Origin of the sequence: Streptomyces sp. TP-A0356 (assembly GCF_001417775.1) — a bacterium.
Taxonomy (GTDB): domain Bacteria; phylum Actinomycetota; class Actinomycetes; order Streptomycetales; family Streptomycetaceae; genus Streptomyces.
Genome location: NZ_BBZJ01000028.1, coordinates 92,054 through 109,701, shown reverse-complemented (window position 1 = coordinate 109,701; position 17,648 = coordinate 92,054). Strand labels below are relative to the sequence as shown.

13 protein-coding genes and 1 pseudogene are annotated in these 17,648 nt (G+C 72.3%); 8 read left to right on the top strand and 6 right to left on the bottom strand.

The window, feature by feature from the left end:
• Positions 1 to 12: 12 nt before the first annotated feature.
• From ASC56_RS29560 to ASC56_RS29550, 3 genes and pseudogenes are all read right to left on the bottom strand, one after another.
• Positions 13 to 279, bottom strand: a pseudogene (locus ASC56_RS29560) (ABC transporter permease subunit); the annotation flags it as partial.
• 5 nt (positions 280 to 284) lie between these two features.
• A complete protein-coding gene (locus ASC56_RS29555) occupies positions 285 to 1,595 on the bottom strand; it encodes an ROK family transcriptional regulator (RefSeq protein WP_199836093.1) in 1,311 nt (436 codons plus the stop codon).
• A gap of 77 nt (positions 1,596 to 1,672) precedes the next feature.
• On the bottom strand, positions 1,673 to 2,932 hold the full coding sequence (locus ASC56_RS29550; protein ID WP_055494633.1) for an FAD-binding protein: 1,260 nt from the start codon (positions 2,930 to 2,932) through the stop codon (positions 1,673 to 1,675).
• A gap of 185 nt (positions 2,933 to 3,117) precedes the next feature.
• On the opposite strand from ASC56_RS29550, the gene ASC56_RS29545 reads away from it, so the two are divergent.
• The 5 genes from ASC56_RS29545 to ASC56_RS29525 all read left to right on the top strand — a co-directional run bounded on the left by ASC56_RS29545 (position 3,118) and on the right by ASC56_RS29525 (position 9,618).
• On the top strand, positions 3,118 to 4,449 hold the full coding sequence (locus tag ASC56_RS29545; protein ID WP_055494632.1) for a radical SAM protein: 1,332 nt from the start codon (positions 3,118 to 3,120) through the stop codon (positions 4,447 to 4,449).
• 216 nt (positions 4,450 to 4,665) lie between these two features.
• Positions 4,666 to 6,168, top strand: coding sequence for a cellulose-binding domain-containing protein (locus ASC56_RS29540; RefSeq protein ID WP_055494631.1), 1,503 nt, complete (start codon positions 4,666 to 4,668; stop codon positions 6,166 to 6,168).
• Positions 6,169 to 6,492: 324 nt separating this feature from the next.
• Positions 6,493 to 7,587 (top strand): ribosome small subunit-dependent GTPase A, encoded by a 1,095-nt coding sequence (gene rsgA, locus ASC56_RS29535; RefSeq protein WP_055494630.1) that lies wholly within the window; start codon positions 6,493 to 6,495, stop codon positions 7,585 to 7,587.
• A gap of 34 nt (positions 7,588 to 7,621) precedes the next feature.
• Positions 7,622 to 9,121 (top strand): DNA-3-methyladenine glycosylase 2 family protein, encoded by a 1,500-nt coding sequence (locus ASC56_RS29530; protein ID WP_055494629.1) that lies wholly within the window; start codon positions 7,622 to 7,624, stop codon positions 9,119 to 9,121.
• A gap of 2 nt (positions 9,122 to 9,123) precedes the next feature.
• On the top strand, positions 9,124 to 9,618 hold the full coding sequence (locus ASC56_RS29525; protein WP_055494628.1) for a methylated-DNA--[protein]-cysteine S-methyltransferase: 495 nt from the start codon (positions 9,124 to 9,126) through the stop codon (positions 9,616 to 9,618).
• Here the strand turns inward: ASC56_RS29525 and ASC56_RS29520 are convergent.
• Positions 9,615 to 9,995 (bottom strand): PPOX class F420-dependent oxidoreductase, encoded by a 381-nt coding sequence (locus ASC56_RS29520; RefSeq protein ID WP_055494627.1) that lies wholly within the window; start codon positions 9,993 to 9,995, stop codon positions 9,615 to 9,617. The genes ASC56_RS29525 and ASC56_RS29520 overlap by 4 nt on opposite strands.
• A 248-nt stretch (positions 9,996 to 10,243) precedes the next feature.
• On the opposite strand from ASC56_RS29520, the gene ASC56_RS29515 reads away from it, so the two are divergent.
• The gene (locus tag ASC56_RS29515; RefSeq protein WP_055494626.1) at positions 10,244 to 11,473 is read left to right on the top strand and encodes an SGNH/GDSL hydrolase family protein; all 1,230 of its coding nucleotides are present in this window, start codon (positions 10,244 to 10,246) and stop codon (positions 11,471 to 11,473) included.
• A 124-nt stretch (positions 11,474 to 11,597) separates the two neighbouring features.
• On the opposite strand, the gene ASC56_RS29510 is transcribed toward ASC56_RS29515, so the two are convergent.
• Complete coding sequence (locus ASC56_RS29510; protein WP_055494625.1) at positions 11,598 to 12,578, bottom strand: LuxR family transcriptional regulator; 981 nt, start codon at positions 12,576 to 12,578, stop codon at positions 11,598 to 11,600.
• A gap of 433 nt (positions 12,579 to 13,011) precedes the next feature.
• On the opposite strand from ASC56_RS29510, the gene ASC56_RS29505 reads away from it, so the two are divergent.
• Both ASC56_RS29505 and ASC56_RS29500 read left to right on the top strand, forming a co-directional pair.
• The gene (locus tag ASC56_RS29505) at positions 13,012 to 14,847 is read left to right on the top strand and encodes a PP2C family serine/threonine-protein phosphatase (RefSeq protein ID WP_055494624.1); all 1,836 of its coding nucleotides are present in this window, start codon (positions 13,012 to 13,014) and stop codon (positions 14,845 to 14,847) included.
• Between the two features lie 53 nt (positions 14,848 to 14,900).
• Positions 14,901 to 16,643, top strand: a complete 1,743-nt coding sequence (locus tag ASC56_RS29500; RefSeq protein WP_055494623.1) for a pyruvate dehydrogenase — start codon at positions 14,901 to 14,903, stop codon at positions 16,641 to 16,643.
• A 76-nt stretch (positions 16,644 to 16,719) separates the two neighbouring features.
• On the opposite strand, the gene ASC56_RS29495 is transcribed toward ASC56_RS29500, so the two are convergent.
• Positions 16,720 to 17,379: a hypothetical protein gene (locus ASC56_RS29495; protein WP_055494622.1), complete on the bottom strand. Its 660-nt coding sequence runs from the start codon at positions 17,377 to 17,379 to the stop codon at positions 16,720 to 16,722.
• Positions 17,380 to 17,648: the final 269 nt, after the last annotated feature.

The window sequence follows — 17,648 nt, the reverse complement described above, 5'->3', positions numbered from 1 at the left end:
CGGTCTCCTAGCTCAGCCCTTGATGCCGGTCTGTGCGACCCCCTGCACCAGCCACCGCTGGAGGAAGAGGAACACGAGGACCAGGGGCAGGATCGAGATGGCGGTGGCCATGAAGATCAGGTGGTAGTTGACGGTCTGGTCGGTCATGTACGAGGACAGCGCCACCTGGACGGTCCAGGCGCCGGGGTCCTGGCCGATGACGAGTGGCCACAGGAAGGCGTTCCAGCCGCTGATGAAGGTGATCGTGGCGATGGCGGCGAAGAAGTTCAGCGAACAGGGCCCCGTCATGAAGGCGGTGCGGTACGGCTCCTTGCGGGGGTGGTGCGTTTGGCGGGCTGTGCTTGTCCTCCGCGGGGCGCCTCCGGCGCGCCCCGGTGGTTGACCGACTGGAGCGCGCCCTCCAGGGCGAAGGTCGCGGCTCCGAGGCACACCGGGTCGGTGGGAATGGGGGACAGGACGATCTCGGTGGCGGCGAACGGCCGCCTCAGCGCGTGCCGGCCGACGGCCTCGCGCACCTCGCCCAGCAGCGCCTCGCCGAGCGTGGCCGCGACCCAGCTGCTGAGTACGACCACTTCGGGGTTGAGCAGGTTGACCAGGTCCGCGATCGCGGCGCCGAGGTAACGTGCGGTGTCCTGGACGACCTTGAGCGCGACCGGGTCCTGCGCGGCGACCCCGCGGGCGAGGGCGTTGATCGTGGCGGTCTGGTCCTCCGGGTGCAGCAGGGTGCTGCGCGGGCTGAGCTCCCGCAGATTGAGCATGATGCCGGGCGCCCCGACGTATGTCTCCACACAGCCGTGGTTGCCGCAGTGGCACAGCCGCCCGTCCAGCACCAGCGTCGTATGGCCCCATTCACCGGCGCTGTTGCTGACACCGCGGTGCAGCCCGCCGCCCAGTGCGAGCCCGGCTCCGACCCCCGTGCCCAGATTGACGACCACGGCGTCCCCGCGCCCGCGGGCCGCGCCGAACCACAGCTCGGCGACCGCGCAGGCGCGCAGCGGGTTGTCCAGGTGCAGGGGGTAGGCGATGTGCTCGGCGAGCAGGTCGAGCAGCGGCACGTCGTGCCAGTCCCAGTTCGGGGCGTACTCCGAGACACCCCGGTCGCGGTCGACCTGGCCGGGCACGCTGACCCCGACGCCCATGACCCGGGCGCCCTCCACGCCGGCCTGGGTGACCACCGAGCCGACGGCCGCGGCCACATGGGCGACGACCTGTTCGGGGCGGTTCTCGCCGGGGCGCATGTCCTCGTCGGCGCGGGAGAGCATGTTCAGCGCGAGGTCGAACAGCTCGACACGGACGTACGTCTCCGCGATGTCGACGCCGATCAACGCGCCCCCCGACGCGTTGACGGCGACCAGACCGCGGGGCCGGCCGCCGGCCGAGTCCTCGAAGCCGACCTCGGTCAGCATGCCGAGGTCGAGCAGCTCGCCGACGAGCGTGGCGACGGTGGCCAGGCTCAGCCCGGTCGCGGCCGCCAGTTCCTGCCGGGACGTGGGCGAGCGGGCGATGATCTGGCGCAGCACCTCGTAACGGTTCGCGGTGCGAATGTCGCGTGACGTGCGCTTCACCGGCACGGTGCCTCTGTCCTCCCAGGCCATGGCGAGGCCTGGCGGCCCCGGCGCGGCGTGAGCCTATGGCCTGGACGGGGTTTCTACAAGGGCTTAGGAAAGGGGGTCTATGAAGTCCGGTCAGTGAGGCCCAGGGCGTCCCGTACGAACCCGTTCCGGAACTTCCCCGCCGGATCCAGCTCGGCCGCCAGTGCCGCGAACTCGCCGAGTCGTGGGTAGCGCTCGCGCAGGACGTCCGCCGGTACGGTGAACACCTTCCCCCAGTGTGGCCGTGCCCCGAACGCGTCGAGTACCTCCTCGACCCGCCCTACCACGGGCAGCACGGCCGCCGTGTCCTGGACCCAGGTGAAGTGCAGCGCCACGGTGTCCCGTCCGTACGCGGGGCTCAGCCACTGCGTGTCGGCGGCGACCGTCCGTACCTCACAGGTCTGCAGTACGGGCGCCACCGTCGTACGAACCGTGTCGAGGGCGCCCAGCGCGTCGAGGGCGTACGGCCGCGGCAGCAGATACTCCGACTGCAGCTCGGCGCCGCTGCTCGGCGTGAACTCCGCCCGGAAGTGCGGAAGCCGCTCGTGCCAGGGGCCCGGGACGCCCAACTGCGGAGTGCAGTTGACCGCGGGCATGCCCGGCACGGGGTGCATCGCCTCGGTGGCGGGCGCGGCCCAGGGGAACCCCGGCAGCGGCTGGTCGGTGCGCCGCTTCAGCCACACCTGCCGGAAACCCGGTGCGCGCCAGTCGGTGAACAGGCTCACGCTGTACGCCGTCGCCGACACGGCCTCGAAGTCCAGCCCGTCCAGGGCGAGTTCGGTGAACACATGCTGCTCGACCGCGAAGGCGGGTTCCAGGTCGAGGGTGAGCGCGGTGACCACGCCGAGCGCGCCGAGCGCCGTCACGGCGCCGTCGAAGCGGCCCTCGCCCCGGGCGATCCGCAGCGTCGACCCGTCCGCCGTGACCAGCTCCACCTCACGGACGGCAGAGGCGAGCGAGCCGTTGGCGACGCCCGAGCCGTGCGTGCCGGTCGCCACCGAGCCCGCCACCGAAATGTGCGGAAGAGAGGCCATGTTGTGCAGGGCGAGCCCGTGCTGGTGTGCCACGCGGGCGAGTTCGGCGTACCGTACGCCACCGCCGACCCGAACCGTGCGGGCGGCCGTGTCCACGTCCACCTCGGCCGGCAGCGCGGCCAGCGAGAGCAGAACTCCTTCGGTGCCCGGTTCGGCGATCTCGTTGAAGGAGTGCCCGCTGCCGAGCACCCGCACATGCGCGCTGTCCGCGACGAGCGAGCGCAGCGCGTCGAGCGAGCGGGGGCGGTGCAGCTCCTTGGCGGCGTACGTGATGTTGCCCGCCCAGTTGGTCACGGTCTCGGTCATCCCGTCGTCCCTCCCCGTGGCGTCGAGAGCCACGAACCCACCGGGGAACCTACCTCGCCGATCGCGCCCGCCGGGCCTCTGTGTCGCGGCGCACATCGCGCGGCGCGGAAGGACCCGGCAGGGCTGACGTACGGGCGGGGGCATACCGTGAGGAGTCGAACGCCTGAGCCGGGAGGAGATACGGGATGGGCAGCCGCACCGCACTGGTCGAGGATCTGATGGGGCGATTCCCGCACGTACCGAGGGAAGCCGTCTTCAAGGAGGATCTGCTTCGCGGGGGTGTGGCCTTCGACGCGTCCGCACTCTCGGACAACGAGGACGGCGAGGTCAAACCGAAGTCGTACTTCATCTTCTCCTTCGACCACGGCACCCTGCCCGAGCTGGGCGAGGCGGCGCTGCGGCGCCCGCCCGAGGAGATCATCCTCACCGGCGGCCCGTACGACCTGCGGCGGACGGTCGTCTCCGTACGGGTCAACCCGTCCTCCCCGTACCGCGTGGCCGCCGACGAGGAGGGGCTGCTCGGGCTCTACCTCGACGGGCGGCGGATCGCCGACGTCGGTGTACCGCCCATGCCCGAGTACTACCGGCACACCCTCTCCAACGGGAAGTCCGTGATGGAGGTGGCCCCGACCATCCAGTGGGGCTATCTGATCTACCTCACCGTCTTCCGTGTCTGCCAGTACTTCGGCGCCAAGGAGGAGTGCCAGTACTGCGACATCAACCACAACTGGCGCCAGCACAAGGCGGCCGGGCGGCCCTACACCGGCGTGAAGGACGTCGAGGAGGTCCTGGAGGCGCTGGAGATCATCGACCGGTACGACACCGCGAAGGCGTCCACCGCCTACACACTCACCGGCGGCGCGATCACGTCCAAGGTGGCGGGCCGTGACGAGGCCGACTTCTACGGGCACTACGCCAAGGCCATCGAGGAGCGCTTCCCGGGCCGCTGGATCGGCAAGGTCGTCGCGCAGGCGCTGCCCAAGGACGACGTGCGGCGGTTCAAGGACTACGGCGTGCAGATCTACCACCCCAACTACGAGGTGTGGGACCGGCGCCTGTTCGAGCTGTACTGCCCCGGCAAGGAGCGGTACGTGGGGCGTGACGAGTGGCACCGGCGCATCCTCGACTCGGCGGACGTCTTCGGTGCCCGCAACGTGATCCCCAACTTCGTCGCGGGCGTCGAGATGGCCGAGCCCTTCGGCTTCACCACGGTCGACGAGGCGATCGCCTCGACCACGGAGGGCCTGCGCTTCTTCATGTCGCACGGCATCACGCCCCGCTTCACGACCTGGTGCCCGGAGCCGACGACCCCGCTCGGCAAGGCCAACCCGCAGGGTGCGCCGCTGGAGTACCACATCCGTCTGCTGGAGGCCTACCGCGCCACGATGGACGACTTCGGTCTCGCCTCGCCGCCCGGCTACGGGCCGCCCGGCCCCGGTCGTGCGGTGTTCTCCGTCAGCTCCTTCATGGACAGCCTCCCCGCCGTGGAAGGGGCCACCGAGCCGTCGCACGCGTAACGGGGAAATCGTGTGCCCCAGCCGTGAGACGGAGTGGGGCCGCGATCCGTACAACTCAACAGAGCGCAACCACTCGTCACGGCAATTGAATACGCCGCTTGTCAGTTGTGTGGGAACCGTGAAAGGCTCTGGGCCAGTCGTGAGATGACCCCCAACTGCCCTGTATCTCAGGTGAGTTGGCTTTGCTTGCGGAAGCAGTTGATGCAGGAGCCCCCGATGCCCGACCTGCCGACCCCTCAGGACGCCGCCGAGGCCGCGCTGTTCTCGGAGTGCTGGGACGCGGTTCTGTCGTACGCCGATCTGTGCACCACCGGTTCGGCCGACGGCAGGCAACTGGCCGCCGAGGCCTTCACCCACGGCATCCAGGAGGCCCGCGCCGCCGACGCCCGGGCGAAGGCCACCGGCCGCCGCACTCCGCGGCTGCCCCGGATCCCCCTGCTGCTGACCGCCGTCCGCACCACCGCCGAGGCGTGGGAGGCCGAGGGCAAGGGGCATCGGCTCGCCCCCGAGCTGCGGCTGTGGCTCAGCTCCGGCAAGGCCGCACGGTACACCGGACCGCCCCTGCAGCGGCCGCTTGCCCTGCGCGGTCTGAAGGACATGCAGGAGCCGGACGCGGCGCTGCTGTGGCTGGCGGAGGTGGAGGCGCTGCCCCTGCCCGACGTGGCCCGCCGACTCGGTCTGGACCCCACGGCCGCCGCGGAGGAACTCGCCCAGGTGCGCGCGCTGTTCCGGGGCCTTTGCCAGCGCAACCACCTCGACACGCCCATGGACGCGGTCTGCCGCCGATACGCCCGGCTCCTCGACGCGGTCACCCGCTCGCCCGGCGCCGAGACTCCGGAGGACCTCTCGCGACACCTCGCCACCTGCATGGAGTGCGCGGAGGCCGCGGCGTGCCTGCGGCTGCACGGCGGCGGGACGCCCGCCGCGCTGGCGAGCGGGGTGATCGGCTGGGGTGGGCTCGCCTATCTGGAGCGCCGGCGCCGGGCGGCCGAAGCCGGGCTGACCGGCGGGCGTGCGGACGCGGGCACGGACCGGGGCATCGCCGCGGGCGCCGCGACTCGGCCCCGGATCGGCCGCGCCGGGATCCTCGCCGCGGCCGTCGTCGTCTCCGCGCTGGCGCTGACGGTCCCACTGATGCAGCTCGGCGACTCCGGCGGACAGAAGACCGCGGGCGCCGACTCGGCCGACCGCCGGTCGGTCGTCGCCCCGGCACCGTCCGTGACGTACGTCGGTTCGTCCTCGGCCAACGGCGCCAACGGCGCCTCCTCGACCTCGCGCCCGGCCGGGTCGGGAAGCCCGACCGCGACGAGCAGGGGGGACTCCGACACGGAACCGCAGGGCAAGTCGACCAGCCCGGTGGAGGACTCGCCGACCGCCTCCCACTCCGCCGAGGACAGGCCGTCGACCTGCCGAGTGAAGTACCACGTGGTCGACGAGTGGCCGGAGGGCTTCCAGGCCACGGTCACCGTCACCTCGACCAGGGCGCTCGACGACTGGCGCATCGGCTGGACCTTCCAGGACGGCCAGCACATCACCCAGATGTGGGACGGCACCTACGTCCAGGACGGCCCCAAGGTCACCGCGAGGGCCGCCGACTACAACAAGAAGGTCGCCGCGAACGGCACCTTCGCCGTCGGCTTCATCGCCTCCTGGCACGGTGGCAACTCGCGACCGCGCGCCTTCACGGTGAACGGAGCCGGCTGCTCGACGGCGGGCTGAAGCGGGGGAGAGTCGAGACCGGGTCCCTCGTCGTCGTCGCGGTCGGCCTCGACCAGATCCTCCGCAGAGACACCCCACGCTGACGGTAAATCCGGTGGCGTCCGGACAGGGGTGTCTCTAAGGTGAGGCGTGCTTCTCGCGGTGGCTCTCTGCTGCCGCCGTGTGCCGAGTGGAGAACGGGAGGTGTGACCGATGGCTGTCCTTGCGACGGGCGCTGCCCGCATTCAGGAATTCATCACATCCACCTCCGTGGTCACCGGCTGACACCTCATCCGAAGACGCGCCGTGCGCGCCCGCCGGGACCGCCCTTGTGAAGGGTCTCCCTTGACTTCCACCTCCGCGTACCCTGCTTCCTCCGCCCTCGTCCCCTACGGCTGGGACGACGCATGGGCGGACGCGTTCGCCCCGTACGAGGCCGAAGGACTGGTCGCCGGCCGGGTCGTACGGGTCGACCGCGGCCAGTGCGACGTGGTCACCGCCGACGGGCTGCTGCGCGCCGACACCGCCTTCGTCACCCCGCACGACCCGCTGCACGTCGTGTGCACCGGCGACTGGGTCGCCGTCGAACCCGCGGGCCACCCCCGCTACGTACGGACGTATCTGCCACGCCGTACCGCTTTCGTCCGTTCCACCTCCTCCAAGCGGTCCCAGGGGCAGATCCTCGCGGCCAACGTCGACCACGCCGTCGTCGCCGTCTCCCTCGCCGTGGAGCTGGACCTCGGCCGCGTCGAACGCTTCCTCGCGCTGGCCTGGGAGTCCGGGGCGCAGCCGGTCGTGGTGCTCACCAAGGCCGACCTGGTGCCGGACCCGGTGACGCTCGCCCACCTCGTCCAGGACGTGGAGACGACCGCGCCAGGGGTGCCGGTGCTGCCGGTCAGCTCACAGCGGGGAGCGGGCCTCGACGTCCTGGCCGCGGTCCTGTCCGGCGGGACGTCCGTGCTGCTCGGGCAGTCCGGCGCGGGGAAGTCCACTCTCGCGAACGCGCTGCTCGGCGAGGACGTCATGACCGTGCAGGCCACGCGCGACATGGACGGCAAGGGCCGGCACACCACGACCACGCGCAATCTGCTCGCCATGCCGGACGGCGGTGTCCTCATCGACACACCCGGGCTGCGCGGGGTCGGGCTCTGGGATGCCGAGAGCGGGGTGGGCCAGGCGTTCCCCGAGATCGAGGAACTGGCCGCCCACTGTCGTTTCCACGACTGCGCACACCTCACGGAACCGGGGTGCGCGGTGCTCAGGGCGGTCGCGGGAGGCGAGCTGACCGAGCGACGCCTGGACAGCTACCGGAAGCTGATCAGGGAGAACCAGTGGATCGTCGCCAAGTCCGATGCACGGGCGCGGGCGGAGCTGCGACGGGAGTGGAAGCGGAAGGGGGCGCAGGGGAAGGCGGCGATGGAGGCGAAGCGGGGCCGGTGACGGTGGTGGGCCGTCGGCGGGAGTGCTCAACGTCATGTCCGAAATCCGCCAGCCCCACCCCCGGGAGCGGCGGAGACTGGAAGGCGTGATCTACGAGGACAGCAGGTACCAGGCGGTGTGCAGCCGGGACGCCCGGTTCGACGGGGAGTTCTTCTTCGCCGTCGAGACCACCGGGATCTACTGCCGCCCCAGCTGCCCCGCCGTGACGCCGAAGCGGCGGAACGTTCGGTTCTACCCGACGGCCGCCGCCGCGCAGAGCGCCGGATTTCGGGCCTGCCGGCGGTGCCGTCCGGACGCGGTGCCCGGCTCCGCGGAGTGGAACGTGCGCGCCGACGTCGTGGGGCGTGCCATGCGTCTGATCAAGGACGGCGTCGTCGACCGCGAGGGCGTCGGCGGTCTCGCCCTGCGCCTCGGGTACAGCGCCCGCCAGGTGCAGCGGCAGCTCACCGCGGAGGTGGGCGCCGGACCCGTCGCGCTCGCCCGCGCCCAGCGCGCCCACACCGCGCGCGTCCTGCTGCAGACCACAGCGCTCCCGGTCACGGAGATCGCCTTCTCGGCCGGCTTCGCCAGCGTGCGCCAGTTCAACGACACGGTCAGGGCGGTGTACGCCGCGACGCCGAGCGAGCTGCGCGCCGCGGGATCCCACGACGGACGGGCCGTCCGCCGGGTGGCCGCCCCGTCCGCCGGGATACCGCTGCGGCTCGCCCACCGCGGCCCGTACCAGTCCACCGCCGTCTTCGACCTGCTCGCCCATGAGGCGATCCCCGGCATCGAGGAGGTGGACGGCCCCCGAGGGCGCCGTACCTACCGCCGTACGCTCCGGCTGCCCTACGGCACCGCCGTCGTCGCCGTCGACGAACGGCACGGCGGCCCGGCACCTCGCGGCCCGGCCCGCTCGCACCGGGCCGCCCATCCCGGCGGCTGGCTCGACGCCCGGCTCCGTCTCACCGACCCCCGCGACCTGACCACCGCCGTCCAGCGGCTGCGGCGGCTGTTCGACCTCGACGCCGATCCCTACGCCGTCGACGAGCGGCTCGGCGCCGACCCCCGGCTCGCCCCGCTGGTCGCCGCCCGCCCCGGCCTGCGCTCGCCGGGCGCGGCCGACCCGGAGGAGTTCGCCGTGCGCGCACTGGCCGGGCGAGGACGAGCCGGGGAACTCGTCCAGCGGTACGGGAAGGCACTCGACTCCCCGTGCGGCACCCTCACCCATCTCTTCCCCGAACCGGCCGCGCTCGCCGCGGCGGAGGAGACCGGACCCCACACCACGCTCGCCGCCCTCACCTGCGCGCTCGCCGACGGCACCCTCCGCCTGGACGCCGGCGCCGACCGTGATGCCGTCCAGCACATGCTGCTCGCCCTGCCGGGCATGGACCCGTGCACCGTCGCCGCCATCCGCACCCGCGCCCTCGGGGACCCCGACGTGGCGCCGCCGGGCGCGGACGTCCCCGACACCTGGCGCCCGTGGCGCTCGTACGCCCTCCAGCACCTGCGGACCGCGGGCGAACCGATTCCGGAAGAACAGGAACACCACTGACCATGGCCCAGTACGACGGTGTCCACTACACCACCCTCGACAGCCCCGTCGGCCCGCTTCTGCTCACCGCCGACGCGTCCGGCGCCCTCACCTCGCTGTCCGTGCCCGGCCAGAAGGGCGGACGCACCCTCCGGCCGGAGTGGCGGCACACGCCCACCCTCTTCCGCGAGGCCGAGCGGCAGCTCGTCGCGTACTTCGCCGGTGAACTCAAGGAGTTCCGGCTGGAGTTGCGCACGGACGGCTCCGAGTTCCGCGAGCGGGTCTGGGCCGCGCTCGACTCCGTGCCGTACGGCGCGACCACGACGTACGGCGCGATCGCGGGACTGATCGGTGCGCCCCGGGTCGCCGTCCGCGCCATCGGCGGAGCGATCGGCGCCAATCCGCTGCTCATCGTCCGTCCCTGCCACCGCGTGATCGGCGCGAACGGCACCCTCACCGGTTACGCGGGCGGCCTCGACCGCAAGCTGCGGCTGCTCACGATGGAGGGTGCGCTCTAGGGCGCTCGCTCACCGGTCAGACCCCAACTGTGGATCCGCCGCGGCCGGACGCGGATCACCTCCTCGCTGAAGTGTGCGCCCAACCCATGGGGCCCGGTGAGGAGTTCGGCCTCCCCGCGGATGTCGACACCGCGCACCCGCCAGGGGCTCAGGCTCACGATGTCGTCGACGACGAGCGCCACTTTCGGGTTCTTCTGCAGGTTCCGCCATTTCTTGGTGGAGCCCATGGCCAGTCCGCCGATCAGGATCGTCCCGTCCTCCTGGAGGAAGAAGCCGACCGGGTTGGCCTGGGGCTGTCCGTGCGGATCGACGGTGGCCAGTCGTCCGAGTCGCTGCGAGCGCAGATACACGCGCTCGGCCTCGCTGAATTCGGTCATGACGGCAGCCAAGCACCCCCGGGGCCCGCGTCGCAGGGGTTCCTCGCACCAGGTCGGGGCCCCGGGCCGTCGGCTCGCCTGGCCCGCCCGGCCGGGCCGCGACGGCCCGGGACGTTCTCCGACGGCCGGGCGCTCACCGTGCGTCCAACGGTGTGACGGGGTGTTAAGCGGTCGGCGTGTCCCGGGAAGACATCGAGCGCTTCCCGGCCCCGCGCCCGGGGCCGTCGGCGAGGAAAGGGCGCGTCCGTATGATCCAACTGGCCCGCGCGACCGGAGCACGGCGCCGCTGCCTCGCCGTCCTGGTGCTCACCGTCGCGTCGACCGCGGCCACCTTCCCGGGCGCCTCCACCTGGCCCGAGACGGCCCCGCACTGGACCGGCACCTGGGAGGCCGCCCCTTCCGGAACCGCCCCCGCCCTGCCCGGTGCCTCGATCCGCAACGTCGTGCACACCAGCGTCGGCGGCGGCGCGGCCCGTATCCGCGTCTCCAACCGCCTCGGCACCGCCCCGCTCCGGCTGGACGCCGTCACCGTGGCGTTGCAGCGCCCGAACGCGCCCGGCCCCGACGCCGTGCCGGGCTCCCTGCGGACCGCCACCTTCTCCGGTGCGACCTCCGTGACCGTCCCGGTGGGGCAGGACCGCGTCACCGACCCCGTCCGCCTCCGGGTCCCGGCCGACGCCAACCTCCTCGTGACCGTGCACACCCCCACCGACTCCGGCCCGGCGACCTACCACCGTGATGCCCTGGGGGCCAACTTCCTGGCCAGTCACGGCAACCGCGCCGCCGACACCGGCGGAGCCGCCTACTCGACCAGGGTCTCCCACTGGTTCTACGTCACCGGTGTCGACGTGCTGCGGCAGGCCGTCGCGGGCAGTGTCGTCGCGCTCGGCGACTCCCTCACCGACGGCACCGGATCCTCGTACGGCGCCAACCGCCGCTGGCCCGACCTCCTTTCGCTGCGCCTGCGCGCCCTGTCCCCGGACCGGCGGCCCGGCATCCTGAACGCCGGGATCTCCGGCAACCGGCTGCTGCGCGACGGCGTGGGCCCGAGCGCCCTGGCCCGCCTCGACGCCGACGTCCTCTCCCGTGCCGGAGTACGCACGGCGATCGTCCTGGAGGGCGTCAACGACCTGAAGGGCTCTCCACCGCAGACCGACCCGGGCGCCCTCGTGCGCGCGTACCGCCTGATCGTGGCCCGCGCCCATGCCCACGGCGTCCGCGTCATCGGCGCCACCCTCACCCCGTTCGGCGGTCATCCGAGCTGGACTCCGGCCCGCGAGGGACTGCGGCACGAGGTCAACGGTCTCATCCGCAGTGGACTCTTCGACGGGGTCGCGGACTTCGACGCGGCCGTGCGCGACCCGGGCCGGCCCGACCGCATTCAGCCGGCCTATGACCCGGGCGACCACCTCCACTTCAACGACGCGGGCATGAAGGCGCTCGCCGACACCATCGACCTGGAGGAACTCACCGGCTGACGGGCGCCTGGCGGACCCGTCGGGCCCACATCACCGCGCCCGGCCACGCCCCGGCGATCGGCAGACAGGTGAACAGCTCCGCGGGCACGCCGGAGCCGCCCGACCCAGGGCGCCGCGGCGCAGGTCAGTGCCGCGCCACCCAGCCCCGTTCGTACGCGTGCCAGCCCAGCTGCAGGCGGGTCGTCACACCGGTCAGCTCCATCAGCCGCTTCACCCGGCGCTGTACGGTCCTCAGGCCCAGGTCCAGCTGTTTGGCGACGCTCGCGTCGGTCAGCCCGGCGAGCAACAGGGACAGGACTTCCAGATCGGTGCTGTCGGGACCGTCGGGTCCCTGCTCGATGACGCCGGACGCCCCGAGCCGCAGGGGCAGAGCGTCCCGCCACACCGACTCGAAGAGACCGGACAGCAGCTGCAGGAGTCCGCTCGCGTGCACGACGAGCGCGGCCGGCTCCGCGGTGTGCGAGGTGAGCGGCACCATGGCGAGCGACCGGTCGGCGACCACCAGCTTGGTCGGCACCGTGTCCGCGACCCGCACCTGTTCGTCGCGGTCGAGCGCGGCGGTCAGCTCGGTGATGCCGTCGGGCCGGTCGAGCACCGCCCGTTCGACCACCACCCGGTAGCGGACGCCGCGGCTGGCCGCCTGTTCCTCCGCGTCGTTCTCCATGCCGGTCACGACGACCGGATGGCCGGTGACCAGGGCGCACACCTCCTCGGTCGCTCCGAGCTGGAGCTGCAGGAAGCGCTGGGTGACCGCGTCCGCGCCGGTGACCACCTCGACAAGGTCGTGCACCGCGGGTTCGGCGGCCGCCGCCCGGTACTCCTCGGCGAGCAGGGCGGCCGCCAGCTCGGCCTTCTCCAACTCGTGCCGCTGCTGGGCGAGCAGCGCGCCGAGCGCCACCCCGGGCGGTGCCGCGACCCAGCGGCCGGGCCGTGCCGACGACTGGGCCGCGAGTCCGTGCCGCTCCAGCCGGCGCAGGGCGCGCTCGGTGGCGTGCTCGCCGAGTGTCAGCCGCCGCGCGAGATCGGGCACGTCGGCGGCGCCCACGGACACCAGTGCCCGGTATGCCGACTCGTGCGTCTCGTCCAGCCCTATCGCTGCCAGCATCAGCCGTTGTCCCTCCCCGAAGACAAGACCTCATGGTGCGGGCCGTGGCGGGAAACGGCCACGGCGCAAACCCGCCTCGGCACATCATCGCCGTACCCCTCGTCTCTCTGCCAAGGTGACGCCACCGAGGCACCACACGCTGTCCGGGAATGCCCGTCCGGGGCCCGATCGGCCTGCGCGGATGCGGACGTCGGGGCCGACGCGGCCCATAAGAACGTGACGGAGCGCCGGAGGCGTGCCGGGCTCCGTCACCTCGGCACCGCCGGGCGGTTCCCCTGTGGGGGGTGGGATCGTCCGGCGGTCCGCCTCGCCGTGGCCGGTTTCGTATCGCCGTTCGAGGTGGCGTCCGACACGCCGTCGGGCAGCCGGTCGGCTGGCCGGAATTTCCGGATGCCCCGTTTCGATACGCCCCGCGCGGTGGACAATTGGGGGCATGAGTCAGCAGGGGGAGAAGCCGACCGGTCACGAGGACGACTGGTGGGGGCAGTTGTACGACGACTCGACCGGGGACACCGGTCCGGCCCCCGCGGCCGACACCCTCGACGACCGCTTCGCCTCAGCGTCGGGGACGGTGGGCCGGTCGACCGCCGGGGAGGGAGCCGGGGCGCCGCCCCGCGCCGAGGCCCCGCCGCTCGTCCCGGAGCAACGGGGCGCGGAGCCGGACGTCGGCAGCGCGCCGCAGGGCAGCGGATCCGCTCCTCTCGAAGGGGCCGGAGGGGACGGAGGGGTCGGAGGGGCGTACGCGGACGCCTTCAGGCCGGAGACGGGCGCCGAGACGGGGGCCGCCGCCGGGCCCGGCGACCTGCGGCCCGAGGGAGCTCCCCGGGGGCCCGCGCCCTGGGAACCCCCGTCCACCCGGCCGTCGGGCCCCCTGACCTTCCCGCCCGGACCGAAGCCTCCGGGCTTCCACGCGGAGCCGCCGCGCAGCGGCGCCGCGGCGGACCCGTCGCCCACCCCGCTCCCACCCGTCCACCCGCCCGCCACCGCGCCCCCCGTCCCGGCCGGCGCACCCCGCCCTCCGGCGGACCTGCCGCCGCTCCCCGACCGCCCTCCGCCCGACGCGGCTCACCCCACGGACCGCCCGGCTCACCCCACGGACCGCCCCGGGGCCGATGCCTCCCATCCCCCGACGCCCCGCCCGGCCGCGATGCCCTCGCCGCCCCCGGTGCCTCCGTTCGAGGCCGCCCCGCGGGGGCTCGCTCCCCACGCCCCGCCCTCGCCGCCCGGCGACGGACCACCGGCCTCCTCGGCCCCTGAAGCCTCAGCTGCCGTGCCGCCCCGGCTCACCGTCCCGCGCACCCCGCCTCCGGTCGCCCATGTGGGATCCGGACCCCCCACCTACCACTCCGAGCCGACCGCCCTCCCGCTCGCGGATCCCGACGACCTCGACGACCTGGTCCCCGACACCGTGCTGGACGGGGCGCGCTACGGGGCCTGCACCCTGCGCGCGGCCTCGGTGCGCGGAGACTCGGGCCGCTACCGGGGCGAGCCGCGCCGGGACGCCCTGCTCACCGCCCGCTTCGGCACCGGCGACCAGGCGCTCGTCCTCGTCGTCGTGGCCACGGGCGCACGGGCCACGCCCGGGGCGCACCGGGCCGCCGCGGAGGCGTGTCACTGGATCGGACGGTCCGTCGGGCGCAGTCACGTCCGCCTCGGCGAGGACATCCGGGCCGCCCGGCGCGGCGACCTGAAGTCGGGTCTGCACCGGCTCACCGACCGCAGCCTCGGCAAGCTCCGCGCCAGCGCGGCCGAGCAGGGTGTCGGGCCCGAGGAGTACACCGCCTCGCTGCGCTGTCTGCTGCTGCCGGCCGACCCCGCCTGCCGTACGCGTGTCTTCTTCGGTGTGGGCCCAGGAGGGCTCTTCCGGCTGCGGGACGGCGACTGGCAGGACATCGAGCCGCAGGTCGCCGAGGCGGCCGGGGAGCCGGTGGTCGGTTTCGGGTCGTTGCCGTCCGAGACCCCCGAGGGCGACCGGCTGACCATGGACCTGGGCATCACGACGCCCCCGAGCCCCTACGAGCCGGCGCCCGAACCGCCCCGCGACCCCTTCCGGTTCCGCACGTCCATCGCCCGCCCGGGTGACATGCTGCTGCTGTGCTCCAGCGGCCTCGCCGACCCGCTGCGGGGCGAACCGGAGCTCGCGGAGCACCTGACGGCCCGCTGGTCGGGGGGCGAACCGCCGGGTCTGGCCGCCTTCCTCGCGGACACCCTGGTGAGGGTGAAGGGCTACGCCGACGACCGCACGGCGGCCGCTGTTTGGGAGGCGTGATCGCGGCGGCTGTGGATTGATGGATTCAGGCAGACCGAAGGGGTGCATGATCCATGGCCAAGCAGAACGTCGCCGATCAGTTCGTCGACATCCTTGCCCGCGCGGGAGTCAAACGCCTCTACGGGGTGGTCGGCGACAGCCTCAACCCGATCGTGGACGCCGTCCGCCGCAACTCCGCCATCGACTGGGTGCATGTGCGGCACGAGGAGACCGCCGCCTTCGCCGCGGGCGCCGAGGCGCAGATAACCGGGAGGCTGACCGCCTGCGCGGGCTCCTGCGGTCCGGGCCACCTCCATCTCGTCAACGGCCTGTACGACGCCCACCGCTCGATGGCCCCGGTGCTCGCCCTCGCCTCGCACATACCCTCCAGCGAGATCGGCCTCGGCTACTTCCAGGAGACCCACCCCGACCAGCTGTTCCGCGAGTGCAGCCACTACTGCGAGCTCATATCCAACCCGAAGCAGATGCCCCGCCTGCTGCAGACGGCCATCCAGAACGCGATAGGCCGAAGCGGGGTGAGCGTCGTCGCGCTCCCGGGTGACATCGCCGACCAGCCCGCCCCCGACAAGCCGGCCCAGACCGCCCTGGTCACCTCGCGACCCACCGTCCGCCCGGGTGACGCCGAGATCGACAAGCTCGTGGCGATGATCGACGCGGCGGAGAAGGTCACCCTCTTCTGCGGCAGCGGCACGGCGGGCGCCCACGCCGAGGTCATGGAGCTGGCAGGGAAGATCAAGTCCCCGGTGGGGCACGCCCTGCGGGGCAAGGAGTGGATCCAGTACGACAACCCGTACGACGTCGGCATGAGCGGCCTGCTCGGCTACGGCGCCGCATACGAGGCCACCCACGAGTGCGACCTGCTGATCCTGCTGGGCACCGACTTCCCGTACAACGCCTTCCTTCCGGACGACGTGGCGATCGCCCAGGTGGACATACGCCCGGAGAACCTGGGCCGCCGCTCCAAGCTGGACCTCGCGGTGTGGGGCGACGTCAAGGAGACCCTGCACAGTCTCATCCCCCGGGTGCGGCCCAAGGAGAACCGCCGCTTCCTGGAAAGGATGCTGAAGAAACACGCCGACGCGCTGGAAGGCGTGGTGAAGGCGTACACGCGCAAGGTCGACAAGCACGTTCCGATCCACCCCGAGTACGTGGCATCGGTCCTGGACGAGCTCGCCGACGAGGACGCGGTCTTCACGGTCGACACCGGGATGTGCAACGTATGGGCCGCCCGCTACATCTCGCCCAACGGCCGCCGCCGCATCATCGGTTCGTTCTCCCACGGCTCGATGGCGAACGCGCTGCCGATGGCGATCGGCGCCCAGTTCGTCGACCGTGGACGGCAGGTCGTGTCGATGTCCGGCGACGGCGGGTTCTCCATGCTGATGGGGGACTTCCTGACCCTGGTGCAGTACGACCTTCCGGTGAAGGTGGTGCTGTTCAACAACTCCTCCCTCAGCATGGTGGAGCTGGAGATGATGGTCGCCGGACTGCCCTCGTACGGCACGGCCACCAAGAACCCGGACTTCGCGGCCGTGGCCCGCGCGTGCGGGGCGTACGGCATCCGGGTGGAGAAGCCCAAGCAGCTCGCGGGCGCCCTGAAGGACGCCTTCCGGCACCCGGGGCCTGCCCTGGTCGACGTCGTCACCGATCCGCACGCCCTGTCCATCCCGCCCAAGATCAGCGCGGAGATGGTGACGGGCTTCGCGCTCTCCGCCTCGAAGATCGTGCTGGACGGAGGCGTCGGCCGCATGCTGCAGATGGCCCGCTCCAACCTGCGCAACGTGCCCCGGCCCTAGCGCCCCAGACCGGAACCCCGGCCCGATTCCGGCGGGCCGGGGTTCTCGTTCTCTAGGTGTCATGCGGGTGTCTGGATCACTTACGGTCGCGGTCACCGCGCTCATCGCGGTCACCGCGCTCACCGTGCTCCTCGTGCTCCTCGAACTCGTGGTGACGCACCACGCGGAAGCTGCCCACCACGCCGTGCTTGACCTTCACACCACCACGGACGTGGCGGGGGAAGAGCCCGTTGCTGGAGCTGTGCGGGCCGACGGTGGCGATGGGAGCCCCGTTGTCGCAGGTGGCACCGTTGAAGACCTCGACGGTCTTGTGGCTGTCGTTGCGGACGTTCAGGCTGTTGGCGCCCAGGCCGCTGACGACGGTGATGCAGCCGCCCGGTTCGGCGGCGTAGTCCCGCTCGTTGACGTGGATTCTGTCCTCCTCCTCGTGGTGGCGACGGAAGTGGTGCTCCTCCTCGTGCTCCCGACCTTCGTGCTCCCGACCCTCGTTGCCCTTGCTCTCGTTGTAGTTGCCGTTGTTGTTGCCGTTGTTGTTGCCGTTGTTGTTGCCGTTGCCGTTGCCGTTGCTGCCCTGGGGGGTGACGGCGGGCCCGCCGGCCGCCGGGGCGACGGCGGCCGGGGAGACCGCACTCGCCTGGGCGGGCTCGGAGGCGGCTGAGGCGTAGGTGATACCCGTGGCCACCAGGGCCGCGGCCGCCGCGAGCCCGGCGGTAACAGCGGTGGAACGCGTTGCCATATCAGTTCTCCTGTCTGAGAGACGTCGGCTGTTAGCCGATGCGTGATTGAACGTACATATGATCTCGATGTGTGTCATGTCGGACATACTGAAAATATGACGAACAATTCGATTGGCCTAACGATCGTGGCCTGACGTTCCGTCATTCGGGCTGGATCGGGCCCATGGTTCGGTGGTTGACGGTTCGACATGACTGCCGCACTCCCAATGGGGCATGGATTCCCCTGAACGTGTCGGAGCAGGAGGGGACTCGGCATCCACGTACGGGC

Bases quoted from the DNA above. Each gene is read 5' to 3' on its own strand.
- ASC56_RS29555 (WP_199836093.1), bottom strand. From the start codon at position 1,595: ATGGCCTGGGAGGACAGAGGCACCGTGCCGGTGAAGCGCACGTCACGC.
- ASC56_RS29550 (WP_055494633.1), bottom strand. From the start codon at position 2,932: ATGACCGAGACCGTGACCAACTGGGCGGGCAACATCACGTACGCCGCC.
- ASC56_RS29545 (WP_055494632.1), top strand. From the start codon at position 3,118: ATGGGCAGCCGCACCGCACTGGTCGAGGATCTGATGGGGCGATTCCCG.
- ASC56_RS29540 (WP_055494631.1), top strand. From the start codon at position 4,666: ATGCCCGACCTGCCGACCCCTCAGGACGCCGCCGAGGCCGCGCTGTTC.
- ASC56_RS29530 (WP_055494629.1), top strand. From the start codon at position 7,622: ATGTCCGAAATCCGCCAGCCCCACCCCCGGGAGCGGCGGAGACTGGAA.
- ASC56_RS29525 (WP_055494628.1), top strand. From the start codon at position 9,124: ATGGCCCAGTACGACGGTGTCCACTACACCACCCTCGACAGCCCCGTC.
- ASC56_RS29520 (WP_055494627.1), bottom strand. From the start codon at position 9,995: ATGACCGAATTCAGCGAGGCCGAGCGCGTGTATCTGCGCTCGCAGCGA.
- ASC56_RS29515 (WP_055494626.1), top strand. From the start codon at position 10,244: ATGATCCAACTGGCCCGCGCGACCGGAGCACGGCGCCGCTGCCTCGCC.
- ASC56_RS29510 (WP_055494625.1), bottom strand. From the start codon at position 12,578: ATGCTGGCAGCGATAGGGCTGGACGAGACGCACGAGTCGGCATACCGG.
- ASC56_RS29505 (WP_055494624.1), top strand. From the start codon at position 13,012: ATGAGTCAGCAGGGGGAGAAGCCGACCGGTCACGAGGACGACTGGTGG.
- ASC56_RS29500 (WP_055494623.1), top strand. From the start codon at position 14,901: ATGGCCAAGCAGAACGTCGCCGATCAGTTCGTCGACATCCTTGCCCGC.
- ASC56_RS29495 (WP_055494622.1), bottom strand. From the start codon at position 17,379: ATGGCAACGCGTTCCACCGCTGTTACCGCCGGGCTCGCGGCGGCCGCG.